The sequence below is a fragment of the Streptomyces sp. NPDC044704 genome (assembly GCF_056433525.1).
The window spans coordinates 501,162-524,912 of the sequence record NZ_JBWKGY010000001.1; the positions used below are offsets into that span (position 1 = coordinate 501,162).

The following is a 23,751-nucleotide window of genomic DNA, read 5'->3' on the forward strand; positions in this document are numbered from 1 at the left end:
GCGGCATCCGAACGGGAGGAACGATGAGGGCACTCACCTGGCACGGGAAGCGCGACGTCCGCGTCGACACGGTGCCCGATCCGGGCATCGAGGACGTCGAAGACGTCATCGTCAGGGTCACCACGACGGGACTGTGCGGCTCCGACCTCCACCTCTACGAAGTCCTCGGCGCCTTCCTGGACCCCGGCGACGTCCTCGGCCACGAGCCCATGGGCATCGTCGAGGAAGTCGGCCCGGCCGTCACCGGGTTGAAACCGGGCGACCGCGTCGTCGTGCCCTTCAACGTCTCCTGCGGCACCTGCTTCATGTGTGCTCGGGGCCTGCACTCGCAGTGCGAGACGACGCAGGTCCGGGAACACGGCACGGGCGCTTCGCTCTTCGGTTACACGAAGCTCTACGGGCAGGTACCGGGCGGACAGGCCCAGTACCTGCGCGTCCCCTTCGGCAACACCCTGCCGGTCAAGGTCCCCCACGGACCGCCCGACGACCGGTTCGTCTACCTGTCGGACGTACTCCCCACCGCCTGGCAGGCGGTTTGTTACGCGGCCGTGCCGCCCGGCGGCAGCCTGGCGGTCCTGGGCCTGGGGCCCATCGGGGAGATGAGCACCCGCATCGCCACCCTGCAAGGGGCCGGCACCGTGATCGGCGTCGACCTCGTCCCGGAGCGCCTGGAACGCGCCCGCGCACGCGGAGTGCACACCATCGACCTGGAAGGGGCGGGGCCGCACCTGCTCGACGCCGTACGGGCGCTGACCGGCGGACGCGGGCCCGACGCCGTCATCGACGCCGTCGGGATGGAGGCCCACGGCAGCACCGTGGCCGCGGCCGCCCAGCACATGACGGCGCTGCTTCCCGACAGGCTCGCGGCCGCGGTGATGAAGCGCGCGGGCGTGGACCGGCTCGCCGCGCTCACGACGGCCATCGACCTCGTGCGCCGCGGAGGCACCGTCTCCGTCGCGGGCGTCTACGGAGGCGCCGCCGACCCGCTGCCGCTGCTGACGATGTTCGACAAACAGATACAGCTGCGCATGGGACAGGCCAACGTCCGCCGGTGGACCGACGACATCCTCCCCCTCCTGACGGACGACGACCCCCTGGGCACCGAGGACTTCGCCACCCACCGGCTTCCGCTGGAGGACGCTCCGGACGCCTACGAGATGTTCCAGAAGAAGCGGGACGGCGCCGTCAAGATCCTCTTCAACCCGTGAAGGGATGACCGACGGCCGTCCGGGTAGGCGCGCGGCACCGTCACCGAACCGCTAAGGAGCCGTCGTGGACACCAGCCCCGAACCGGAACTCCCGGCCCCCGTACCGGAGAGCGACCACCCCGTCACCCCCGACCTGCCCCCGGCGGGCCCACAGGCCCCCGACCTCCCGCCCGCGGGTGCGCCGGAGAAGAAGCAGGAGAAGGAACCGGCGACGCAACCGGAGAAGGAGCAGGATGAGGACGGCGCCGCACGGGACCCCGACGCCGACCGTGCCGCTCCGGTCGAGCCCGCTCCCGTCGAGCCCCCGGACTGACCGGCCCGGGAGCCGGGCAGGTCCGCGGCCGTGCGGCGGTCCGCCGCGTGTGATCCGCTGGTAAGTGGGGAGGCGCCCAGAAACCGGGAACGGCCCGGCACGGGGTGCGAAAGGACGCGAAGGGAGAGGAAACCGTCATGAGTGAATCCGACGCGCGCGGCGACGACGTCTATCAGCCCCAGCCCGAGGACGAGCCCTCGGAGGGCCAGCCGGACATGGACAACAGCGTGGGGGAGCCCGACGCCGACGAGATACTCGACCAGGGCTACTCCCCGCCCGAGCGCCCCTACGCGAGCGGCCGCTACACGACCGGCGAGGAACACAGGGCGGGGGAGAGCCTGGACGAGCGCCTCGCCCGCGAGGTCCCCGACCTGGAGCCGGAACCGGGCGACGGCATCGGAGACCTGGCCGGTGGCGAAGGCGAGCCGGTCGATCCGCAGGCCGGCGGCCCCCGGGCCGGGCGGCTCGCCCCCGCCACCGGATTCCCCCACGCGAACAACGTGCTGGCCCGTGACGTGGGGATCGACGCCGGTGCGGCCTCCGCCGAGGAAGCGGCGATGCACGTCATCGAGGAAGAGCAGCTGTGACGGCGTACGAGGACCCGTAGCCGGTCGGTACGCGTACCGGCTCCGTGTTTTCCGAGGAGAGGACCGCCGATGCCCTTCACCCCGCGCAATCCCGAGACGCTCAAGCAACTGATCGCCCGGGAGGTGGAGGGACTGCGGGCGGCCGCGAGCCGCCACGCGGGAGTGCGGATCGCCCCGGAGGTCCCGTACGGGACCCCCGCCGGCGGGGCGTGCCCGTGCGGCGGCGGTGAGGGCCCCGGGCACTCCTGTGGGGACGCGGGCAACGGACACGACCCGTGGGCGTGCGTGTGCGCGACGCTGCCCGCCATCCCGACGTCCGCCGCACTCCTCGTACCGGTGCCCGACGGTTCGGGCCGGACGGTCGACTTCACCATCCGGGCCGGAAACCACGTCCGGGCCGCCGAGTGGCTCGAAGCCCCCGACGGCCACACGGGCCGCAGGCTCCTCGAAGTCCAGCCCGGAGCGGCGGCCGGCGGGCTGATCGACGCCCTCTCCGACGTGCTCAGCGGAGGCCGGGCGCTGCACTCGTACGCGATGGACTACACCGAGCAGCGGACGGACGGGCTGCACCGCACGCAGCTCCTGTACGACGCGGCGTCCTGCGGGGGCAACGTGCTGGCCACGTGGCGGCCCGCCCGCAACCCCACCGAGCTGCTCTCGCTCGACGCCCAGTACATCGCGTCGATGGGGTGGGGGACGTGGGACCTGCTGTCCGGCCGGGTCACCTGGTCCGAGGGCCTGGCCTCCATCTTCCGGCGCGAGGCCGGCCAGACCCTGTCCCTGGCCGACCTGTGCGACGCCGTGCTCCTGGAGGACGTGTGGCGCTTCGGAAAGCTGCTGACCGGCCTGCTCGACGGTGAAGAACCACCGGGTGCGGAGATCCGCTTCAGCGTTTCCGGCGAGGTCCTCACCCTGCACCTCGTGGGGCACCCCGTGATCGCCACGGACGGCCTGCCGTGGGCCGTGCAGCTCATCGCCCGCGACCTGAGCGCGCAGGTCCGCAGCCGCCAGAGACTGGCGGCCACCCGGCTCCGCACGGAACGGCTCGCGGAGGAGGCGGCCGCAGAGCGTCGGGTGGCCTCGGTGCTCCGCGAGGCGCTCCTGCCCACGCACTCCACGGAGCTCGCCGAGGCCGGGTTCTCCGTCGCCACGGCGTACCTGCCCGCCGAATCCGAAGCCGTGGGAGGCGACTGGTACAAGTGCCGACGGCTGCCCGACGGACGGATCCTGCTGGCCATCGGCGACGCCTCGGGCCATGGCCTGGGCGCGGTGGCCCGCATGGCCCAGCAGCGGCACGCCCTCGCCGGACTCGCGCACGCCCCCGGTACCGACGCGGGGCAGTTGACCACCTGGCTCAACGAACTGCTGTGCGCCGACTCCGCCGCGGAAACGGCGACGGGGATCATCGGGCACATCGACGAGCAGCGCACGCTGCGATGGGCCTGCGCGGGCCATCCGGCGCCGTTGTTGCTGCGCGACGGCCGGGCGTCGGCCCTCGGCACCGGCCACCGGGGGCCGCTCTTCGGACTGGTGCCGGGGCACGCCTACGAGACGGCGGAGGTGCGCCTCCTCCCCGGGGACCTGCTCCTCCTCTACACCGACGGCATGGTCGAGCGCCGGGGAGAGGACATCACCTGCGGGATCGACGCCCTGGCGGACGTCCTCGGCAGCTGTACCGGGCTCGGTGCGCAGGAAGCCCTCGACCACATCATGGGCAGCTACGCGGTCACGGAGCACGAGGACGACACCTGCCTGGTGGTCGTACGCATCGGCTGACGGCGACGGGGACGCCGGCCGTTGCCCGCGGGGCGCGAGGGGCGGTTCGTCCGCCGGAACCTGGGCAGGCGGAGGGTGAGGCACCGCGGGCAGCGGGCGGTGCGCATCCAGCGGCCGGGCTCCCGACGCGGGGCCCCGTGAAAGGAGCTCTTCATGGCGGACAAGGCCAAGGGCAAGATGGAACAGGCCAAGGGCAAGACGAAGGAAGCCGCCGGAAAGATCACCGGCAATGAGCGCCTGGAAGCCGAAGGCAAGATGGACGAGGTGAAGGGCAAGGCGAGGGAAACCATGGGGAAGTGCCAAGGAGCGCGCCCGCGGCACCAAGGACTCCCTTGACGACCGCTGACGGCGGTGCGACAGCGCATCCTGCCCCCTCGTGGCGGCTTCCGGCGCTCCGGCGTCGGGGGCCGAGTCGTGCGCCGCCTAGCGGCCGGCACACCCGTCAGCCGTCAGCCGTCAGCCGCCCGTGCCGCGGTGTCCGGCCGTCGTCGGGGTGAGGTGTCGAGGAGGGCCCAGAGGCGCCGCCCGTCGTCCGCGAGGTCGTCACCGCAGCTGTCAAGCGTTGCCAATGCCCCCAGCTCGTCGAAGAGTTCGCCCTCGCGCGAGGTGCCGGGCCGGTGGCTGAGCGCGATGACGAGGATCTTCTCGTCCTGATCGCCGAGGTGCAGGCTCACCCGCTTCCCGCCGTCCTTGACCACCGCCTCGACCAGGAGCAGTACGGCCCGCTCCAGGTCGTGTTCCGCCAGTCCGGGGTAGCCCCAGCCGCGGATCGTCGCCAGCGCCCGGGCGGCAGCCCTCTTCGGGGTCCAGGGATCCGCGCGGAACGCCAGGGCGACCGTCTGCCGGTTCCTGATCCGCATGCGCGCCCGGGGCGATTCCGGCGGAGCCGACTTCGGCGGGAACGACGGCGGCATCGTCGGCTCGGTGGCCTCCGGAGCGGTCAACTCGTCCTCCCGGGAAGCGCGGCCAAGCGGTCTGTTCACCATCCTGGCAGGCCGCCGCAGCCGGCCGGGGGAGAACGGTCAGGGCGCTGCCCCTCTTGCCGCAGGAACGCAGCAACGCCCGGGCGGGCGCGGCCCCTTGCGTGACACCCTCGGAGACGGCGGCGTGCCGGTCCACCGCCGGACGCCACCGGTCCGGTCACACGGTGGCCGTCTCACCGGCCCGGACGCGGGCCAGCACCAGTTGGGCCAACTCCGCCGGGGTCAGCGCGCCGTCCAGGAACACGGTGTCGCCGGGCAGCGTGCCGGTCGCGGCCCTGCACGGCTCGATCCTGTTCTTCACCCACTGCCGGACCCGTTCCTCACGCTCGGGATCATCGGGGAAGAAGACCCGTCCCTCGATGCGCCGCTCCAGCTCGTCCCGGGAGACGTCGAGGAAGAAGTGGTGGAGGCCGATGCCCGCGGCCTCCAACGCGCCGAAGATCTCGGCGACGTACTCGGGCTTGACCAAGGTCATGGGGATCAGCACCGGCCGGCCGTACTCCTCGACCAGCCCCACCGCCAGCGCTGCGACCTGCCGCCGCCACAGCCGGAGGTCCTGGAAGTCCCCGGTCGGCACCTCCACCATGTTCCGCAGCAGGAAGCCGACCGTCTCCGGGTCGTAGACCAGCGCCTCCGGCCAGCGCGTACTCAACTCGTCCACCAACGTCGTCTTCCCGCTGCCGAACGCACCGTTCACCCAGACGATCAACGCGATCCCCCCGCCCCGTTGCCGGGCCCGCGCATCGGGCCCCGCACATCGGCTCAGGATGCCGCGCGGCCCGGACGGCGCCAAACCCGGCGGCCGTCAGTACGAGTGGTCGACCGTGACGTCGGCCGACAGCCGCAGCGCCTCCTCGGCCGGCGCTCCGCGCAGCCCCAGCAGGGTCAGCGTCAGCGCGTCGACCACGGCGAGGTGGGCCAGCCGGCTGGCGACGGTCTCCAGCCCGAACACCAGGTCCTGCCCGCCCGCGACCAGGGTGCAGTCACTGGTCTCGCTCAGCGGCGAGCGGGCGTAGCTCGTGAGGGCGATCACCCCGGCCCCGGACCGCCGTGCGCACCGGGCGGTGTCCACCGTGCTGCGCGTCGCGCCCGTATGGCTGATGGCCACGCAGACGCCGGAGGCCGTCAGCTGCGACGCGGCCAGCTGCGCGGTCAGCGGGTCGGCCGGCGCGTCGACCGTGCAGCCCAGGGCGCGCAGCCGGTAGGCGGTGTCCAGCGCGACGGCGCCGGACAGTCCCGCGCCGACGACCAGGACCCGGGTGGCCGCGTCGACCAGTCCGGCCGCCGTCCGCAGCCGCTCCGGGGTCACCGTGGCCGCCAGCCCGTCCAGCGCCTCCCGGGCGGCACGGACCGTGTCGGCCAGGGCGCGGGCGGCCGGGTCCCGGTCCCGGGAGGGTTCCGGAGCGGGTGCCTGCCGGGCGGCGGCGATCTTCAGCTCCTGGTACCCGCGGAACCCCAGCCGCTGGCAGGCCCGTACGACCGAGGAAGGCGCGGTGCCGGCCAGTGCCGCGACGTCGCTGACGCTGAGGTGGACCAGCTCCGCGCCCTTGTCCAGGACGACCTGTGCCACACGGGCCTCGGTGTCGCGCAGCTCGGACAGGTGGGCCCGGACGTGCGCGGCGAGGCCGCCCGTCAGTGCGGAACGAATTTCCATGGGGATAGGCTACTGGGGAAATCCATTCCGCATATATTCCGCAGCCATGCCGGCCCGGCGTGGGACCACCGTGAGGAGCGCACGTGCCCGGGAACCTCCCGTCCATGACGGGTTCGGCCGTCGTACCCGCCGTCGTCCTCGCCTCGGCGGTGCTGCACGCCGTCTGGAACGGCCTCACCCACGGCCTCCGCGACAAACTGGCCGGCTTCACCCTGATCAGCCTGGCCTCCGCCGGATGCGGCGCCGTCCTCGTCTGCTTCGCCCCCCTGCCCGATCCGGCGGCCTGGCCTTACATAGCCGTCTCCGCCGCGCTCCAGGTCGCGTACCAGCTGCTGCTCCTGCGCGCCTACCAGCTCGGCGACTTCGGCCAGATGTACCCCACCGCCCGGGGCACCTCACCCGTCGTGGTGGCCCTGGTCTCTACGACCCTCCTCGGCCACTCCCTGCCCGCCGGCCAGGCCCTCGGCATCGCGGTGGTCTCCTGCGGCCTGGCCGGTCTCGCCCTCGCCGACGGCATCCCGGGCCGCGCCCAGCTCCCCGCCCTCACCGCCGCGGTCGGCACCGGCGTGATGATCGCCTCCTACACCCTCGTCGACGGCAGCGGCGTCCGCGTCTCCGGCAGCGTCTTCGGCTACATCGCGTGGCTCTTCCTCTGCCAGGGGCTCGTCCTGCCCCTCATCGCCTGGGCCCGCCGGGGGCCCGCCCTGCTCACGGCGCTGCGCCCGTTGTGCGGCCGGGGCCTGGCCGGCGGACTGCTCTCCCTGCTGGCGTACGGGCTCGTCGTGTGGGCACAGTCCCGCGGCGACCTCTCCACCATCGCCGCCCTGCGCGAGACCAGCATCGTCTTCGGCGCGCTGATCGGCGCGGTCGTCTTCCGCGAACGCCTCGGCCACCGCCGCATCACCGCCAGCTTCACCGTCCTGGCGGGCATCGCGGTACTCCAGCTCGCCGGCTAGTGCCGTGACCGGGGAGTGTCGTCAGCCGACCGCTTCGACGTACGACGCGAGGTTGGCCAGCGAGGAGGCGATCCCGGCCTCGTGAACGGCCTGGTCGATGCCGGGCGGCACGCCCGTGGCGGTGACGGTCACCTCGGTGCCGTCGCCGACGGCAGTGAGGGTCCAGGTCATCGTCATGGTGCCCGCGTACGCCGGGTCGTCGGCCTCGAACACCGCCCGCTGCACCACGCGCTCCGACGGCGCCAGTTCGGCGAACCCGACGTCGACGACGTCCGTCGCGCCCGAGGTCTTGCCCGGACTGCCGGTGGCGTCGAGGTGGGTGAGCGTCATCCGGAACCCGCCGCCGGGCCGGGGGTCCCACCGGTCGATGTGCCCGCGCATGCCGTCCGGCGGCAGCCAGGTCTCGACGGACTGCCGGTCGAGGAGGGCGCCGTAGACGGTCGCCGGCGGCGCCGCGATCACCCGGCGGGCGCGGTCGGTCCTGCTCATGGCCCGATCCTAGGGAGTGCCCAGGGATGGTGACGGCAGGAAACGCGTCGCGCCCGCGTACACGCGGCCGGTGCCGTCGAGCGGTTCCTCCCGGACGCCCTCGCCGGTTCCGGGTGCGTTGATCATCATCGGTTCACCGTTCCTCATCCCCGTGAAGACGCCGACGTGCGATACGGCACCGCCGGTGGTGGACCGGAAGGCGACGACGTCACCGGGACGGAGGTCCTGCGTGCCGGTGATCCTCTCCCCTTCGGCCGAACCCGCCGGTGCGCGTCCGCCGCCCGCGTCGAACTGCGGCTGGGCGTCGCGGGGAACGACGAGTCCGAGCATGGAGTAGACCTGGCTGACCAGGCCGGAGCAGTCGTAGCCGAATCCCGAAGCGCCCGCCCAGACGTAGGGGAGGCCGAGGAACGTGCGGGCGGCGGCGACCACGTCCTCGCCGGTCGGGTCCGCCGGTACGGGTGCGAGGTCGGTGGCCCGGAAGAAGAGCCGGGAGCCGTCGCCGGAGCGGGCCTCGACCACGCCCGGAACCGGGCCGGCCTGAACGGGGAAGGACGTGTTGTACGAGTATTCGGCCGACCGCCCGGAAGCGGCTGCGGAGGCCGCGTCGGCGGCGGTGGAGTACCCCCAGGCGGTGGGGCGGCTGATGCGCGCTTCGCGCGTACCGCCGGGCGGCTGCCGGTGGTCGGACGTCAGCTGCCGGTCGGGGATCCAGCCCGGGTACGCGCCCCGCCCCGCCCGGTCCTTGGGGGTGGGCTGACCGTGCACCCAGACGTAGTCCCAGAGCAGGCCGTCCCGCTCCACCGTCTTCTCGACGGTCACCTCGGTCCCGTGCAGGGCCTGGGTCTCGCCGGGGATGCGGCGCTGCTCGTCCAGCGTCATGTCCTCCAGCCAGGCGCGCATGTCGACCGGATTGGCGGTTGCCGGGGCGTCCACGCGCCGGACGCGTGCGGGGTCCGTCCAGACCTCGGCCACCGACACGTCCACGTAGCAGGTGGGTGCCCCGGCGCACGGACGAGGGGCGGCGCCGGCGGCCGCGGCGGCCGGTGCGCCGGGTGGAGGGGCGACGGCGGTGAGGGCGGCTGCCGCCGCGCACGTCAAGGCGATCTTCGCGAGGAACATGAGCAGATTGTGACCCGTATTGATCACGTACCAGGTGATTTCGGGCCGTGGGTGTGCCCCACCCGGACGGCATGAATCCCATTTCATGCAGGACTACGCCGACTGCGCGAACCGCCCGCAGGAGCCCGGTGTCACCGCGACGGGGCGGGACCACGGCGTGCTGGACGTGGAGCGCGGCGCACCGCGTGCGGAGCGTGACGGGTCGTGTCAGCGTGGGGACGAGGAGTCCGTCCCCCGCGTCAAAGGAGCCGCCGTCATGGACGGTACGCAGGACAAGCGTCAGAAGCAGGGCAAGAGCCGCGAGGAACAGGGGCATCACCGTCCCGGCGACCCCGCGCACGCCCAGCCGGGCAAGCAGTCCCGGGACCAGGGCGACAAAAAGGCGCGGGAGGACACCTCGCGCCGCCGTGAGGACGACCTGCTGCGCGAAGAGGACCTGCACGACGAGACGTTCTGACCTCCGCCGCGTCGAGCACCCCGACCCGTGGCCGGCGACGGGGCGTCCGGCCACGGAAACGGGGCAGGCGCCCGGTAGCGCGGCCGCGGGAAGGGCGGTGATCGTCATGGCGCGTCCGGTGTGGGCCGGGGTGCTGTCGTTCGGCCTGGTCAGCCTGCCGGTGGGCCTCTACACGGCGACCGACAGCCACACGATCCACTTCCACCAGCTCCAGCGCGGCACCTCCGACCGGATCCGCAACCGGCGAGTGAACGAGCGCACCGGGAAGGAGGTCGAGCTCGACGACATCGTGAAGGGGTACGAGACCGGCGACGAGTACGTCCTCGTCGAACCGGAGGAACTCGACGACATCGCCCCCGGCCGGTCGCGGACCCTGGAGGTCACCGGGTTCGTCGACCTCGACGAGGTCGATCCGATCTTCTTCGACAAGACGTACTACATCGGCCCGAAGGGCAAGGAATACGGCAAGGTGTACGCCCTGCTGGAGAAGGCGCTGGCCAAGGCGAACCGGGCGGGCGTCGCGACGTTCGTGATGCGGGGCCGCGCGTACCTGGTCGCGCTGAAGGCCGAGAACGGCATCCTGACCCTGCACACCCTGCACTGGGCCGACGAGATCCGGAACCCCCGCGAGGAACTCTCCGACCTCCCCGGGAAGACGCGGGTCAGCGCACGCGAGATGAAGATGGCCGAGCAGCTGATCAGCGCCCTGTCCATGGACTGGGACCCCGACAGCTTCCGGGACACCTTCCAGGAGAAGGTCGCCGCGCTCATCGAGGCGAAGAAGACCGGCGACAGCGTGGAGAAGGCCGAACCTCCGGCCGGGGCCACCGGCGCCGTAGAACTGATGGACGCCCTCCGTGCCAGCGTCGAGCGGGCCCGCGGCCCCAAGGACGGCAGCCCCAAGGCCGGCGGTGGCAAGGCCGGGGGCGACAAGGCCGCGACCGCCGCGGGGAAGCGGAGCGGGAAGCCCACGGGGGCGAAGAAGCGCGTCACCGCCAGGAGCGGGCCGCTGAAGTCCCTGACCAAGGCCGAGCTGTACAAGAGGGCTTCCGCCGCGCAGCTGCCGGGCCGCTCCACGATGACGCACGACCAGCTCGCCGAAGCCCTGGCCGCCGGAGCGCGCGGGGCGGGCGGGCAACGGGCGGCCTGACAGCCCGGCTGCCCCTGCCCGCTGCCGGATGCTTGCTGTGGGCCGTGGGCCAGCGCCTACTGGGGTCGAACTCGGCGTCACCGACGGCGTGATCCCGTCCGTCCGTCCGGTGTCCGACCCCGACGAGCGCGGCCACCTCGGGCCGGTGTCCGGCACGCCTCGCCCGCCGCGCGGGTTCGGCGGCGCGCACCCCGCTGACGGCGGGCGATACCCTCAGGCCGTCGTGTTCGCCTACGGGACGGGGCTGGTGACGGCGTGACGGGGGTGACGGGGGCGGAGTTCCTCAGGGAGCCACGGGGCCGCGGGACCGAGGGGTCCCCCCGCTTCGCGGGGAGCGCAACGCGCCCGTCGGGCGTTGAACCGTCGCAGGGAGCGATCCCGTTGGACACGCCGCACCACCGGAGCGATGAGGAGGACCCGATGAGCACGGCCGACGAGGGACGGCAGTGGCCGGACGAGGCCAGCGTCGAGAGCACGAGGACGACGCTGCTGCAGCTCCTCGCACGGGCAGGGGTCCCGTCCGGTGACGCGCGGGAACTGACCGGGCTCCTGGAGGCAGGGGCACTCGCACTCGCGTACGGGGAGCTGGGCGCCGGCACCCGGAGCGCGCCGGGGGACAAGGGCGAGGAGTACGGGTCGGGCTGGCTCGACGGCGCCGCGGCCGTCCTGGAGGAGCTCGGCGCCGTCGCCGAGCGGACCCTGCTCCGGGTCGTGGGGGAGGACGGGCCGCCGGGCCCGGCCGGGGAACGGCCGCGGGCCGGACGCATGGAGGTGGAGCGGGCGCGCGTCGCGGTCACGCCCCTGTACCTGTCGTTCACCGAGGTCTCCGACCTGGATCCGGAAGTGACCGACGAGGTGCTCGTCGCCGTGCTCGGCACGATGAGCCCCCGGCAGCGCGCCGGGTACGCCGGGCTGGTGACGGAGTTCGCCGCGGTCCACCGGGGCCGCCTGGAGAGGCTGTACGCGGCGTTCGGAGCGGGCAGCGCCATCACGGTGCACGGCCGCTATTCGCTCGTCCACTCCGTCACCAGCGTCGCCGTACTGGAACGGCTCGTCGCGGTCCCGGAGGCGCTGCGGGAGGAGTGGAACGCCGCCGAGCTGCCGCCCGCGTGGCTGGACGGGCTGACGACCGCCTGGAACGCCCCGGCCTGAGCGGCCCTCGCGACGCGCCCCGGGAGCCCGGGCCGGGGGACCGGTGGGCGGGACCGGTGGCGGGCGCCGCCTCCGCGGCGGCGCGGCCGGCACGCGGAACCGCCCACGGCGTCAGCGGCTCACCGCGGTTTCCCGCTCCACGTGCGTCAGCTTTTCCGGGTTGCGCACCGAGTAGATGCCGGTGATGAACCCGTCTTCGACCCGCATGGCCACGACCAGGTCGATCTCCCCGTCGATCCGCACGACCAGCGCCGGATGGCCGTTGATCTGGGCCGGCTCCAGCGTCGCCACCGGGCCCCACGCCGCCGCGCCGGCGGCCAGCAGGCGGGCCACCTTCTCCGCTCCCACGGTGGGCCGCGGCATCGCCTGCTTGATGCCTCCGCCGTCGCTCAGGGCGACGACGTCCGGCGCGAGGAGGTCGAGCAGGCCCTGTAGGTCCCCCGTCTCGACCGCCCGTTGGAAGGCCCCGAGCGCGGCCCTGGTCTCGTCCGTGGAAACGGGTCCGCGCGGTCGGCGCGCGGCGACGTGTGCCCGCGCCCGGTGGGCGATCTGGCGGACCGCCGCCGGGCTCTTCTCCACCGCCTCCGCGATCTCCTCGTACCCGAGTTCGAACACCTCGCGCAGCACGAACACCGCCCGCTCGGTCGGGGCGAGCGTCTCCAGGACCAGCATCATCGCCATCGAGATGCTCTCGGCCAGTTCGACGTCCTCGGCCACGTCCGGCGCGGTGAGCAGCGGCTCGGGCAGCCAGGGGCCCACGTACGACTCCTTGCGCCGGCCGAGCGTGCGCAGCCTGCCGAGCGCCTGCCGGGTGGCGATGCGGACCAGGTACGCGCGCTGCTCGCGGACCGTGCTCAGATCGACGCCCGCCCAGCGCAACCAGGTCTCCTGAAGGACGTCCTCCGCGTCCACCGCCGATCCGAGGATCTCGTAGGCGACGGTGAAGAGGAGGTTGCGGTGGCTGACGAACGCCTCGGTGGCGGGGTCGGGCCGGCGGTCGTCCTGGCTCATGCGGTGTCTCCTGTTTCTTCGCTCTGAAATGGATCGCACACAAGACACCGCGGTACGCCGTTCTGTGACACCGCGCCATGTGTGACGTGCGACACCTCGAAGGGCTGTCACAGGACGCGGTCCGCCGGCATCTCATGTCCGACCAGTCACACGAAGCATCAGTCACACGAAGCACCAGTCACACGAAGCAGGAGGCGGACATGAAGGTCGTGGTGGTGGGCGCCGGTTACGCGGGCATGCTGGCGGCGAACCGGATCGCCAAGAAGGTGAAGGGCGCCGAGATCACGGTGATCAACCCGCGCCCCGATTTCGTGGAACGCGTACGGCTGCACCAGCAGATCGTCGGGAGCGCCGCCGTGGCGACACCCCTCACGTCGATGCTGCGCGCCGGGATCGGTTCGAAGGTCGCCGCCGTCGACAGGATCGGAGACGGCCACGTCACCCTGGACGACGGCACGAGCGTCGACTTCGACTACGCGTTCCTCGCCGTCGGCAGCACGGTGCGGCCGATGCCGGGCACCGTCCCGGTGGGCACCTGGGAGGGGGCCGAATCGGCCCGCGAGGGCCTGGCCGCCCTCCCCGCGGGCAGTACGGTCACGGTGATCGGGGGCGGCGCGACCGGCGTGGAGACGGCGGCGGAGGTGGCCGACGCGAGGCCGGACCTCCGGGTGCGGATCGTCGGGTCGTCGGTCGCCCGGGACTTCTCCGGCCGGGCGCACCACCGCGTCCGGTCCGGACTGGAGCGGCTGAAGGTCGACATCGTGGACGACGGCGTCACGGAGGTCACCGACGGCGTCGTGCACCTGCGGTCGGGAGCGGCGTTCGCCTCCGACCTGACGCTGTGGGCGATCGTGTCGGGCGTTCCCGACCTCGCGGCCCGCAGCGGTCTGAAGGTCGACGCGGAGGGCCGTGCGCTCGTGGACGCGTACCTGCGCAGCGTCGACGACGAGCGGATCTTCGTCGTGGGCGACTGCGCGGCGGTACCCGGAGCCCGCTTCGCCTGCGCGCTCGCCACACCGCAGGCCGCTCACGCGGCCAACACCCTCGCCCGGCTGGTCGAGGGCCGCAGGCCCGAGCCGTACGCGCCGCGTTACGTCGCACGGGCCGTCACGCTCGGACGCAAGGACGCGGTGGGCCAGTTCACGCGCCCCGACGACTCCCTCCGGCGTACCTGGATCACCGGGCGCACCGCGGTCGTGGTCAAGGAGATGGCGTCGCGCGGCGGAAAGTACGGCGCCCGCACGGGAACCGGCGCCTGAACCGTGCGGGTGGTGCGTGCGCACCGGGTCGGGGGAGGCCCGGGCGGGGCCGTCCACCGGGCACCGGCCCGCGTTCCTACTCGGACGGAGGTGAGTACCAGCGCCCTGCCGGGCGGTCGGGCGGGCCACCACACTGGGGGTCATGCGCAGAGAACAGCGGAAACACGCTCCCCAGCTGGTGGCGACCCTGGTCCTGGCCGCTCTGGCGATGGCGGGATGGGCCGCCTGGCTGGGCTGGGACCAGCACCGTGACGTGCAGCCCGACGGTTCGACGACGGGCCCCTACGAGGCGTGGCAGGTGATCGGGCTCGGGCTGACCCTGCTGGTGCCGGTGTACTGGGCGGCTTCCCGGGGGCACGTCGCGGCCGCGGTGCTCGGTACCACGACCGGGCTGACGGTGGCCGCCTTCTGCGACTGGTCGGACGATTCGAGCGGGCTCTTCGTGATCGGCGTGGGCATGGTCATGATCGGGAGCCTGGCGGTGACCGGCGTCGTCTCGCTCCTGATCGCCGCCGCGCAACGCAAGACGGGATCCGACCGCCCCGAGCACCGGGGCGGGTGAGGCCGTGGCCCCTCCCCTCCAGGACGGCCCGTTCGGCACGGTCTCCCGTCGCCACGACCGCGAGCCCCTACGCCGCAAGCCGAGGGCGTCACAGCCCCGGTCGAAGACCCGGCCGGCCCGCTCGGCGGCTGCGGCCGCGCCGGACGCGAACCCGGGTACGGGAGCTGGACGCGGCGTTGGAGCCGGTGGAGGGCCATGAGGCCGCCGCGTTCCTGGCCGGTGTCGCCTCCGTCGACCTCGTCTGGCCGGAACACCGGCACCTGCCCGCGGACGTCGCCCTGCGCGCGGCGGCCCGTGCGGTCGCCCTGCTCGGTCCGGAGGCGACCTGGTGGACCAACCACGATGCCCGGGCCGGGTCCGTGTACGGCCTGACCCCGCTCTTCGACAGCCTCGTCGCCGGTACGGACGGCACGTACTTCGCGATCGCCCTCCAGATCGCGGATGACTGAGCGGGCCCGGAGAAAAGACCTGGCAGGCCGGACCGGGGGCCGATAGGCTCCGCGACGATGACGAACCACACCTCTCACAGATCGGGGGTCCCGTCCGCGCAAGGTGAGTGCTGATGCTCACCGACACCGCGAAGGGACTCTCCCTCCATTCCTTCTGGCCGCGCGTGCGCGAGTTCGCCGTGCCGCCGTCCATGGTCGAGACCGCGACCGCCCGCCGTCATGCCGGCGACTGGGCCGGGGCATGTGCCGCCGCGGGCTTCGACGTCGATCTCAGTCCACGGTCCGTGGCGCGCACCCACGGGCACGAACGCGCGGCCCAGATCCGCGCCGACCTCCGCCATCTCGCCCCCGACCTGCTGCGCTGGCACATGCCCAGGGTCGCTCCCGACGGGCTGCTGCGGCCGGGGCTGACCCTGACCCTGGCCCGGTACGGCGACGTGCACCTCGTCGCCCGCACCCCACCCGCCTGGGCCGACGCCGGACAGCGCGTCAGCCTCGCGCTCTGGGACGGAACCCGCTCCGAGACCACCGCCCGCCGGCACCCGCATCCCCACCCCGACCGGCGGTTCCGCCTCGACCTGCACCGGCACCTGTGGGACGCGCGCCGGACGGACGAGCTGCGGTCACGGTCCGGCGCCGACCGCCCCTGCGCCGACGGCCCGCCCCCGGCGCACGCCGTCGACCGCTGGGCGGCCGAGGCGCGGCTGCTCCTCCGGGCCGAGGGGATGCCCGCCGGTCCGGTGTCCGTCCGTCTCGGCGGCCGGAACAGGCTGCTCCTCCAACCGGCCCCGGACGGGGAGGGATACCGGGAAGCGCCGCGCACCGCCGGGCCCGGAGACCCCCCGCCGCCGGTCCTGCCGTACGCCGCCACCTGGCGGCTGCCCGACCTGATGCTGCTGCGCGCCGGCGCGGTCCCCGCACACCGCCTGCACCCGCTGGTGGCGTCGGCCCTGGTACCGGACCTTCCGGCGCGCGACCCGCTCCGGAGCCCGGAACCGTACGGGGGGCCGCACCTCGTCGAATGCCGCGGAGCCCTGCACCGGATCGCCCTGGTGGACGGAGTACTGGCCCCGCTGGACCACGACCCGGACGAACTGCGCCGCGAGGAACTGCTGGTCGCCCTGACCGGCACGCCACTGCCCTGCCTGCGGGCCATCGACGTCGCGCACCGGCGCCCCGACTGCCTGACGGGCGTGCGCGAACGCCTCGACCACGGGGACGTCGCCGGTGCGCTGGCCGTCGTCGAGGGCCTGCTCGGCCCCGACGCAGTCCTGCGCGACGGCGTACTACGGGACGAACTGGAGGCGGCCGCGCGGCGGCGGCTCACCCACGGGCTGTACCGGGCCGGCCTCGCGGAACCGGGCGCCGGTCAAGCCCGCCCGGCGCCCGGGCGCCCCCGTGACCACCGCCGGCGTCTGCGCCACGGCACCCACCGCTGACCGGCCGCTTCCCCTCCTGCTTCACCCGCCACGAACCCCTGAGGTGACCACACATGCCCGTACGCACCCCGCCCACCGCCGGCCCCCGGCTCGACGTCGCCGACGCCCTGCTGGACCTGCTCCGCGACACCACCACCGAACCCCGCCCCGACATCCAGCTGGAGGCCCTGACCCTCGCCGTCGCCGCCGACCTGCCCGTCCTCCTGTGGGGCGAGCCGGGCATCGGCAAGACCGCGGCCCTGACCCAGCTCGCCGAGGAACTCGAACTGCCGCTGACGACCGTCATCGCCAGCGTCCACGAGCCGTCCGACTTCTCCGGGCTGCCCGTCGTCGGGGACGACCCCGCCGAACAGGGCGTCCCGATGGCCCCGCCGGACTGGGCCGTGCGCCTCGTACGGGCCGGCCGGGGCCTGCTCTTCCTCGACGAACTGTCCACCGCACCCCCGGCCGTGCAGGCGGCCCTGCTGCGCCTCGTACTGGAGCGGCGCATCGGTTCCCTGCAACTGCCGCCCGGCGTGCGGATCGTGGCCGCCGCCAACCCGCGGTCCTCGGCGGCCGACGGGTGGGAGCTGAGCCCGCCCCTCGCGAACCGCTTCGTCCACCTCCAGTGGATCCACGACCACGAGGTCGTCGTACGCGGCCTCGGCGGGACCTGGCCCCGGGCCACCCTGCCCCGGCTCGACCCGGGGGAACTGACGCGGTCCGTGCGGCACGCCCGGCGCGCGGTGTGCGGGCTCCTGGAGGCCCGGCCCGCGCTCGTACACCGGCTGCCGAGCGGCGAATCCCGGCGGGGCGGCGCATGGCCCTCGCCGCGCAGCTGGGAGATGACCCTGCGTCTGATCGCCTTCGCCACGGCGTCCGGCTCCTCCCGGGAGGTACTGTCCCTGCTGGTCAGAGGCACCGTGGGGGACGGGCCCGGGCTGGAACTGCTGGCGAGCATGGACCGGATGGACCTTCCGGACCCCGAGTCGCTCCTCGCCGATCCGGCCGGGGCCGTCCTTCCCGAGCGCGGGGACCTGCGTCAGGCCGTGCTCGACGCGGTGGTGGCGGCGGTCCGCAACCGCCCGGACGAGGCTCGCTGGGACGCGGCGTGGGCGCTGCTGGTCCGGGCGCTGGAGACCGGCGCGCCGGACCTGGTGGTCGTGCCGGCGACGACGCTCGCCGCGCTGCGGCAGGAGGAATGGGAGGTACCGGCGGCGATCGAACGCCTAGCGGGGGCGGTGGCCCTGTCCCGGCGGGCGGACCGGGCGGCGGCCAGGGTCACCGCGCGGACCGGCCGGTGACGGGCCGGCCGATGACGGACGTCGCGATGACGGGCAGCACGGCGCCGGACCGGCCGACCACGGACCGGCCGACCACGGACCGGCCGACCACGGACCGGCCGACCACGGACCGGCCGACCACGGACCGGCCGACCACGGACCTCCCGACCACGGACCTCCCGATCACGGGCGGAGCGCCGCGGGGACTCGACCGCGACAAGCTCTTCGCCGCCCGGCTGCACGCCGTACGGGTCCGGCCCTACCTGGCGACCGCCCTGTTCGCCCTCCACGCCGTGGAGTCGCGCAGGGTTCCGACGATGGCCGTCGACCGGCACTGGCGCTGCTACGTCTCGCCCGCCTTCGTGGACCGGACCCCGGTCGAGGAACTCGCCGGGGTATGGGTGCACGAGGTGTCGCACCTGCTCCGCGACCACCACGGGCGCAGCGACCGGTACGCCAGGGAACACGGGCTGACCGGCCCGGCGGAACGGCTGCGGATGAACATCGCCGCGGACTGCGAGATCAACGACGACGTCTTCGGCGACGGGCTGGCCACACCCGAAGGAGTCGTCCAGCCCCGGCTCTTGGCCCTGTCACCGGGGGAGCTGATGGAGGACTACCTGCGCCAGTTCCGGCTCGGACCCCGTACGGAGGACATCGCCTGGCTGGACTGCGGCAGCGGCGCCGACGGGCTGGAACGGGACTGGGACCTGGGCCCGGACGGCGCGCACGGCCTCAGCGAACAGGAGCGGGACGCGGTCCGGTTCCGGGTGGCGCAGGGCATCGTAGGGCAGCCGGGAGACACCCCGAAGGGGTGGCGGCGGTGGGCGGAGGAGGCCTTCCAGCCGACGCAGCCGTGGCGGGACCTGCTGGGAGCGGCGCTCCGCTCGGCGATCTCCGGCTCCGGTTCGGGCGACGACTACAGCTACGGCAGGCCCTCACGGCGTTCCGCCGGGGTGCCCGGCGCCGTCCTGCCCAGCCTGCGACGCAGGCCGCCCCGGGTGTGCGTGGTCGTCGACACCTCGGGCTCGGTCAGCGACACCGAACTGGGCAGCGCCCTCCGCGAGGTCGCGGAGATCTCCCGGGCGGTGGGCGGCCGCCGCGACCTGGTCTCCGTACTGTCCTGCGACGCGTCCGCGCAGTCGGTCCACACGCTGTGCCGCACCGAGGGGATCGAGCTGGTCGGCGGCGGGGGCACGGACCTGCGCGAGGGCTTCGCCGGTGCCCTGCGGGCCCGGCCCCGGCCGGACGTCGTGGTGGTCCTGACGGACGGCCAGACGCCCTGGCCCTCCCAGCGGCCGCCGTGCCGCACCGTGGTGGGACTGTTCGCCCGGCAGCGCGGCAACGGTTCCCTCGACGAGCAGAACCCCGACTACGTCCCGGACACACCCCCGGAATGGGCCCGCGTGGTCCAGATCGGCTAGTGCCGTGACGAGAGTGCCTAGGTCCGGGCCACCACCAGGTTGCCGTCCGGGGTGCGGCGGGCGAGGAGGCCGGTGCGGAAGTGGCCGTCGGCGGTGAAGGAGCGCGCGTCGTGGTCGGGCGCCCGGTAGTAGCCGCGCACGGTGTGCGGGCCGCGGGCGAGGAGTTCGCCGGGTTCCCCGTCGGGCACGTCCTTGCCGTCGGCGTCCACGATGCGGATCTCGTCGGCGGGGGAGAGCGGGCGGCCCTGCGTCGTGAGCACGGTCTCGGCCGGGTCGGTGAGCCGGGTGAGGGTGAGCAGCCCCTCGGGCATGTCGAGGACCTGCTGGAGGCGGCAGTCCCAGGCCGCGCCCGCCCGTTCGACGGTCTCCCGGTGCGGGGGCGCCCCGCCGATCTGCACGAGGCGCAGACTGCTCAGGTCGGCCCGGACCGAGGGCAGTGCGTCGAGCCAGTGCAGGGCGACGGCGGGTACCACCGACGTGACGGTGACCCGCTCCCGTCCGATGGCCGTCAGGCACGCGGCGGGGTCCGGGCCGTCGGACAGGACGACGGTGCCGCCGACGGACAGGGTTCCGACGATGCCGGGGCAGCCGAAGGCGAAGTTGGACTCGGCGGGCAGCGCGGCGAGGTACACGTCGTCCTCGGTGAGCGACACCAGCTCGGCGGCGCCCCGCACCTGGTGGGCGTAGTCGTCGTGGGTGCGCGGAACGAGCGCGGACGGGCCGGCCGTACCGTCGGAGAGCAGGAAGAACGCGACCTGGTCGGCGCTTTGCGTGAGCGCCGGCTCGGGCGGGGCGTCGATGGACCCGAGCGAGCTGTACTGACAGCCCGACGGGTCGGTCGTCAGGCCGCCGTACGGGGACGAGGTGCCCGGCGCGTCGAGGGTGAACACCCGTCGCAGGAAAGGCCCTTGGGCGGCGATGTCCGCGGTGGTCGCGGCGGTGTCGAAGTCCGGGTGCGCGGCGGGTCCGACGTATCCGACGGCCTGGGTGATCCGCACGAGATCGGCCAGCCGTGACGCGGGGTACGGAACCGGGCAGAACACGGGGACCGTGCCGGCGCGCATGAGGGCGAACACGGTGATGACGAACTCGGGGACGTTCGGCAGCTGGACGACGACCCGCTGTCCGGGCCGGAGGCCGCGCAGCCGGAAACCGGCGGCCATGCGGTCCACGCAGCGGTTCAGGTGCGCGTACGTGAGGCGGGTGCCGTCGTGCACGAGGGCGGTACGCGGACCGTATTGCAGGGCCCAGCCGCGCATGAGGTTGTCCAGCGTGTTGCCGCGCCAGTGCCCGGCCGACCAGTAGCGGTCGACGAACTCCTCGGGCCAGGGCGTGCAGCCCTTGAGCATGGATGCCATTCGCTTCCTCCGCGGTGCCGGGGAGCGCCCCCGCCTTCTTGATCTTGGTCAACCCAATCGGCCGGCAGGCCCACGGGCAAGGCGCTGTCCGCACCATGGCCGCCGGACCCCGTCGGCGGAAGCACCAACGGGCGCCGCTGACCAGGCAGAACGGTGGGGCGGCCACCTCCGCGAGAAAACAGTCGCCATAGACATAGTAGCCATGTATTCTATTTTTCATGAGCAAGGTTTCCCCGGGTCCCACGCCCGGCTTCCTGGTGTGGCGGCTCGCCAACAAGTGGCGCGTCGCGGTCGATCGCGCGGTGGCTCCGCTGGGCCTCACCCACGCGCAGTACTCGCTGGTCGCGTCGCTGCACGGCATGCAGCGCACCGGCGAGCGGCCCAGCCAGCGCCGGCTCGCCGACCACACCGGCCTCGAAGCGCTGTACGTGTCGAAGCTGGCGCGGGCCCTGGAGTCGGCCGGGCTGATCGAGCGCACCCGCGATCCCCGCGACCCGCGCGCCGTACAGCTCGCCCTCACCGCGCAGGGCCGGACCGTCACGCGGCAGGCCATCGAGGTGGTCCAGGAACTGCTCCAGCAGTTGCTGGAGCCGCTCGGCGGCCCCGACGCCCCGCGGACCCACGCGTTCACCGAGGAACTGATGACCCTGCTCGACGCACCCCTCGCTCCATCCGCACCGACCGACGAGACCACCCGGGGGACGACACCATGACCAGCACCGCAGCCACCACCGCAGCCACCACCTCACCCGTCGCCGACGCCCGCGCCCTCGGCCTGGCCCACTACGCCGCCCGCGGGGTCCTGGAGCACGTCCTGGCCCGGCACGGCCGCACCTTCCCGCAGCAGGTCGTCCTGCGCGCCGCCGTCACCGCCGACGCCCCGCGGACACCGGACGAACTCGTCACCGAGGTCCAGGGGTCCCTCAAGGCGGACCCGGCCGACATCCGCACCGTCCTCGACGAGCTGCTGGCCGAACAGCTGCTGGCCGCGGACGGCGCGCACCTGCGCCCCACCGAAGCGGCCCGCGAACTGCTCACGGCCGTCGCCGCGGAGACCGCCCCCCTCACCGCCCGCATCTGGAGCGGCATGCCCGCCGAGGACCTGGCCGCCGCCGGCCGTGTCCTCGCCCTGGTCACCGAACGCGCCAACGCGGAACTCGCCGCACTGACCGCCTGACACCCGACCGCCTCGACTTCTCGGAGCCCGCGGGACACACAGCCGACAAGAAACCGTCACACTGCGGCGGAATGGGGCCCGGCCGCCGCCCGTTCCCCCTGACATGACTGTCGGAGTAGCTCTTCACACGACCGGCCCGGAGAACCAGATCGACGCCACCGTGCGGCTCGCCAGGGAGGCCGCGGCCGCCGGGCTGCGGTCCGCCTGGTTCGGGCAGACCTTCGGGGCCGACTCCCCGCAACTCGCCGCGATCGTGGGGCGCGAGGTGCCGGACCTCCAGGTCGGCACGTCCGCCGTCCCCGTCTTCGGGCGCCACCCCCTGATCGTCTCCAGCCAGGCGCAGACCGCCCAGGCCGCGACGCACGGCCGCTACCACCTCGGACTCGCCCTCGGAACCAAGCTGTTGACCGAAGGCGGCTTCGGCATCCCCTTCGAACGTCCCGTCGCCCGCCTGCGGGAATTCCTCACCGCCCTGCGGCAGCTCACCGACACCGGCACCGCCGACTTCCACGGCGAGCTCCTCACCGCCACCACCCCGATCCCCGCACGCGTGCCCGGAGCCGAGGGCGGCGTGCCGCTGCTCGTCGCCGCCATGGGCCCGCAGGCCCTGCGCGTCAGCGGCGAACTCGCCGACGGCGTACTGCCGTACCTCGCCGGCCCCCGAGCCCTGGACGGGCACATCGTCCCGGCCGTCACGGCGGCGGCCGAGGCCGCGGGACGGCCCGCACCCCGGATCGTCGCGCTGGTCCACGGCGTGGTCACCGACGATGTGGACTCCGTACGCGAGAAGGCCACCGAACAGCTCGCCTTCTACGAGCAGATCCCCTCCTACGCCCGGGCCGTGGAACTCTCCGGCGGCCGGCGCGCGTCCGACGTGGCCGTCATCGGGGACGAGAAGACGGTCGCCGCCGAAGTACGGCGCTACCGGGACGCCGGCGCGACGGAAGTGGTGTTCTCGGGAACCGACCTGGCCGGAGAGGCCGACCGGCTCCGTACCTGGGCGCTCCTCGGAGAACTCGCGAACTGACCTGTCCCGGGACCCGGTTCCGTACCATCGCCGCCATGGTGCCTTCCGAGGAGAACAGCCCGTCCGCCGCCCCCTGGCGCGTCGGCAAGCCGAAGCACGTGCGCCGGACCGGAGTCCCCCCGTACGAGCGGCACGGCGCCGCTGACGGCCGCCCGCTCGCCGAACGGGACGGCCTGAGCATCCACGGACGGGTGGGAAAGATCAGCTGCGTCGACGCCTCGGGCAGCACCCGCTGGACCCGGCCCTGCACGGGCCGCCCCAACGCCGCCCACATCAGCGGCGGCCGGGTCCTGCTCACCACGGACTCCCTCGAGTACACCCCCTGGGGCAACCTCGGCCCGGCCCTGCTGCTGGACCTGTCGGACGGCACCCCGGTCGCCGAACTCCGCGGCGAGCGCGGCGCGGCCCTCCGGGGCGGCCGCTTCCTCCTCGGCCTGGAGGGCTACGACTGCTTCGACACCTGGGAGTACGACCGCGACGGAAATCTCGTCGACTCCTGGCGCACCTACGGCCACTACGTCGTCGGCACCGGGGTCCGGGTCGTCGAATGCGACCGCCGAGTCCCGACCGGCAGCCGGGTGGTCCGGCTGCTCCCCGGCGGCGTCATCGAGCGCGGTCCGCGGCTGACCGACCCGACGGTCCCGCGCCCCCTAGTCCTGGAGGACGGCACCATCCTGGTCCTCGACGCCGGCGTGCTGCGCGCGGTGGACCGCGGCCTGGCCCCCACGGTCCTCGCGGAACTCCTCCCGGTCACCACCGACCGGGCGTCCGCCCGCATCAGCGCCCTCACCCGCGACGCCGGGCGGATCAAGGCGGTCATCGCCGAGCCACAGCCGGACCACCACCCGACCCGGTACACCGTCCACACCTGGACCATGACGCTCCACCCGCCCGGGACCGGGCGGTGACCCGCGCGATTGCGGGTAGGCGCAGGAG

Annotated in this window: 26 protein-coding genes; 19 read left to right on the forward strand and 7 right to left on the reverse strand. The window is 73.7% G+C overall.

Annotation, left to right across the window (positions count from 1 at the left end; all coding sequences use genetic code 11):
- Window positions 1-23 precede the first annotated feature (23 nt).
- The 5 genes from AC07B0_RS02295 (at window position 24) to AC07B0_RS02315 (ending at window position 4,220) form a co-directional block, all read left to right on the forward strand.
- A complete protein-coding gene (locus tag AC07B0_RS02295) occupies window positions 24-1,208 on the forward strand; it encodes an alcohol dehydrogenase catalytic domain-containing protein (RefSeq protein ID WP_478896279.1) in 1,185 nt (394 codons plus the stop codon).
- 64 nt (window positions 1,209-1,272) lie between these two features.
- Window positions 1,273-1,521 carry a hypothetical protein gene (locus tag AC07B0_RS02300; protein WP_478896281.1) on the forward strand — a complete coding sequence of 83 codons (249 nt, stop codon included), beginning with the start codon at window positions 1,273-1,275 and terminating at the stop codon, window positions 1,519-1,521.
- Between the two features lie 137 nt (window positions 1,522-1,658).
- On the forward strand, window positions 1,659-2,108 hold the full coding sequence (locus AC07B0_RS02305) for a DUF5709 domain-containing protein (RefSeq protein ID WP_356875013.1): 450 nt from the start codon (window positions 1,659-1,661) through the stop codon (window positions 2,106-2,108).
- Window positions 2,109-2,177: 69 nt separating this feature from the next.
- The gene (locus tag AC07B0_RS02310; protein ID WP_478896283.1) at window positions 2,178-3,884 is read left to right on the forward strand and encodes a PP2C family protein-serine/threonine phosphatase; all 1,707 of its coding nucleotides are present in this window, start codon (window positions 2,178-2,180) and stop codon (window positions 3,882-3,884) included.
- A gap of 153 nt (window positions 3,885-4,037) precedes the next feature.
- A complete protein-coding gene (locus AC07B0_RS02315) occupies window positions 4,038-4,220 on the forward strand; it encodes a CsbD family protein (RefSeq protein ID WP_478896285.1) in 183 nt (60 codons plus the stop codon).
- 113 nt (window positions 4,221-4,333) lie between these two features.
- Here the strand turns inward: AC07B0_RS02315 and AC07B0_RS02320 are convergent, their stop codons facing one another.
- From AC07B0_RS02320 to AC07B0_RS02330, 3 genes are all read right to left on the reverse strand, one after another.
- Window positions 4,334-4,828, reverse strand: a complete 495-nt coding sequence (locus AC07B0_RS02320; RefSeq protein ID WP_478896287.1) for a hypothetical protein — start codon at window positions 4,826-4,828, stop codon at window positions 4,334-4,336.
- A gap of 196 nt (window positions 4,829-5,024) precedes the next feature.
- Window positions 5,025-5,576: a P-loop nucleotide/nucleoside kinase family protein gene (locus AC07B0_RS02325; RefSeq protein WP_478896289.1), complete on the reverse strand. Its 552-nt coding sequence runs from the start codon at window positions 5,574-5,576 to the stop codon at window positions 5,025-5,027.
- 96 nt (window positions 5,577-5,672) lie between these two features.
- Window positions 5,673-6,521: a MurR/RpiR family transcriptional regulator gene (locus AC07B0_RS02330; RefSeq protein WP_478896291.1), complete on the reverse strand. Its 849-nt coding sequence runs from the start codon at window positions 6,519-6,521 to the stop codon at window positions 5,673-5,675.
- Window positions 6,522-6,625: 104 nt separating this feature from the next.
- Here AC07B0_RS02330 and AC07B0_RS02335 point away from each other — a divergent pair, with 104 nt between their 5' ends.
- Window positions 6,626-7,477 carry an EamA family transporter gene (locus AC07B0_RS02335; RefSeq protein ID WP_478896698.1) on the forward strand — a complete coding sequence of 284 codons (852 nt, stop codon included), beginning with the start codon at window positions 6,626-6,628 and terminating at the stop codon, window positions 7,475-7,477.
- Between the two features lie 21 nt (window positions 7,478-7,498).
- Here the strand turns inward: AC07B0_RS02335 and AC07B0_RS02340 are convergent, their stop codons facing one another.
- Window positions 7,499-7,966: an SRPBCC family protein gene (locus tag AC07B0_RS02340; protein ID WP_356875025.1), complete on the reverse strand. Its 468-nt coding sequence runs from the start codon at window positions 7,964-7,966 to the stop codon at window positions 7,499-7,501.
- A 9-nt stretch (window positions 7,967-7,975) separates the two neighbouring features.
- Complete coding sequence (locus AC07B0_RS02345; protein ID WP_469378688.1) at window positions 7,976-9,088, reverse strand: C40 family peptidase; 1,113 nt, start codon at window positions 9,086-9,088, stop codon at window positions 7,976-7,978.
- An 85-nt stretch (window positions 9,089-9,173) separates the two neighbouring features.
- Here AC07B0_RS02345 and AC07B0_RS02350 point away from each other — a divergent pair, with 85 nt between their 5' ends.
- The 3 genes from AC07B0_RS02350 to AC07B0_RS02360 all read left to right on the forward strand — a co-directional run bounded on the left by AC07B0_RS02350 (window position 9,174) and on the right by AC07B0_RS02360 (window position 11,847).
- Complete coding sequence (locus AC07B0_RS02350) at window positions 9,174-9,545, forward strand: hypothetical protein (RefSeq protein ID WP_469378686.1); 372 nt, start codon at window positions 9,174-9,176, stop codon at window positions 9,543-9,545.
- A 106-nt stretch (window positions 9,546-9,651) separates the two neighbouring features.
- A complete protein-coding gene (gene ku, locus AC07B0_RS02355) occupies window positions 9,652-10,695 on the forward strand; it encodes a non-homologous end joining protein Ku (protein WP_478896294.1) in 1,044 nt (347 codons plus the stop codon).
- A 420-nt stretch (window positions 10,696-11,115) separates the two neighbouring features.
- On the forward strand, window positions 11,116-11,847 hold the full coding sequence (locus tag AC07B0_RS02360) for a hypothetical protein (RefSeq protein ID WP_478896295.1): 732 nt from the start codon (window positions 11,116-11,118) through the stop codon (window positions 11,845-11,847).
- Between the two features lie 111 nt (window positions 11,848-11,958).
- Here the strand turns inward: AC07B0_RS02360 and AC07B0_RS02365 are convergent, their stop codons facing one another.
- A complete protein-coding gene (locus AC07B0_RS02365; protein WP_469378682.1) occupies window positions 11,959-12,858 on the reverse strand; it encodes an RNA polymerase sigma-70 factor in 900 nt (299 codons plus the stop codon).
- A 200-nt stretch (window positions 12,859-13,058) separates the two neighbouring features.
- Here AC07B0_RS02365 and AC07B0_RS02370 point away from each other — a divergent pair, with 200 nt between their 5' ends.
- The 6 genes from AC07B0_RS02370 to AC07B0_RS02395 all read left to right on the forward strand — a co-directional run bounded on the left by AC07B0_RS02370 (window position 13,059) and on the right by AC07B0_RS02395 (window position 19,253).
- Window positions 13,059-14,117, forward strand: coding sequence for an NAD(P)/FAD-dependent oxidoreductase (locus tag AC07B0_RS02370; RefSeq protein WP_478896297.1), 1,059 nt, complete (start codon window positions 13,059-13,061; stop codon window positions 14,115-14,117).
- 142 nt (window positions 14,118-14,259) lie between these two features.
- Window positions 14,260-14,679, forward strand: coding sequence for a hypothetical protein (locus AC07B0_RS02375; RefSeq protein ID WP_478896299.1), 420 nt, complete (start codon window positions 14,260-14,262; stop codon window positions 14,677-14,679).
- Between the two features lie 185 nt (window positions 14,680-14,864).
- Complete coding sequence (locus AC07B0_RS02380) at window positions 14,865-15,128, forward strand: hypothetical protein (protein WP_478864748.1); 264 nt, start codon at window positions 14,865-14,867, stop codon at window positions 15,126-15,128.
- A 113-nt stretch (window positions 15,129-15,241) separates the two neighbouring features.
- Window positions 15,242-16,567: a hypothetical protein gene (locus AC07B0_RS02385; protein WP_469378677.1), complete on the forward strand. Its 1,326-nt coding sequence runs from the start codon at window positions 15,242-15,244 to the stop codon at window positions 16,565-16,567.
- Between the two features lie 53 nt (window positions 16,568-16,620).
- Complete coding sequence (locus tag AC07B0_RS02390) at window positions 16,621-17,850, forward strand: AAA family ATPase (protein WP_356875046.1); 1,230 nt, start codon at window positions 16,621-16,623, stop codon at window positions 17,848-17,850.
- Between the two features lie 26 nt (window positions 17,851-17,876).
- Window positions 17,877-19,253 (forward strand): DUF2201 family putative metallopeptidase, encoded by a 1,377-nt coding sequence (locus AC07B0_RS02395; RefSeq protein WP_478896302.1) that lies wholly within the window; start codon window positions 17,877-17,879, stop codon window positions 19,251-19,253.
- Window positions 19,254-19,270: 17 nt separating this feature from the next.
- Here the strand turns inward: AC07B0_RS02395 and AC07B0_RS02400 are convergent, their stop codons facing one another.
- A complete protein-coding gene (locus tag AC07B0_RS02400) occupies window positions 19,271-20,611 on the reverse strand; it encodes an AMP-binding protein (RefSeq protein ID WP_478896303.1) in 1,341 nt (446 codons plus the stop codon).
- A gap of 218 nt (window positions 20,612-20,829) precedes the next feature.
- Here AC07B0_RS02400 and AC07B0_RS02405 point away from each other — a divergent pair, with 218 nt between their 5' ends.
- From AC07B0_RS02405 to AC07B0_RS02420, 4 genes are all read left to right on the forward strand, one after another.
- The gene (locus AC07B0_RS02405; protein WP_469384689.1) at window positions 20,830-21,324 is read left to right on the forward strand and encodes a MarR family winged helix-turn-helix transcriptional regulator; all 495 of its coding nucleotides are present in this window, start codon (window positions 20,830-20,832) and stop codon (window positions 21,322-21,324) included.
- Window positions 21,321-21,788, forward strand: a complete 468-nt coding sequence (locus tag AC07B0_RS02410; protein ID WP_469384691.1) for a MarR family transcriptional regulator — start codon at window positions 21,321-21,323, stop codon at window positions 21,786-21,788. The genes AC07B0_RS02405 and AC07B0_RS02410 overlap by 4 nt, the downstream gene beginning before the upstream one ends.
- Window positions 21,789-21,891: 103 nt before the next feature.
- Window positions 21,892-22,815 carry an LLM class F420-dependent oxidoreductase gene (locus AC07B0_RS02415; protein WP_469384693.1) on the forward strand — a complete coding sequence of 308 codons (924 nt, stop codon included), beginning with the start codon at window positions 21,892-21,894 and terminating at the stop codon, window positions 22,813-22,815.
- Between the two features lie 35 nt (window positions 22,816-22,850).
- Window positions 22,851-23,723, forward strand: a complete 873-nt coding sequence (locus tag AC07B0_RS02420) for a hypothetical protein (protein WP_469384695.1) — start codon at window positions 22,851-22,853, stop codon at window positions 23,721-23,723.
- Window positions 23,724-23,751: the final 28 nt, after the last annotated feature.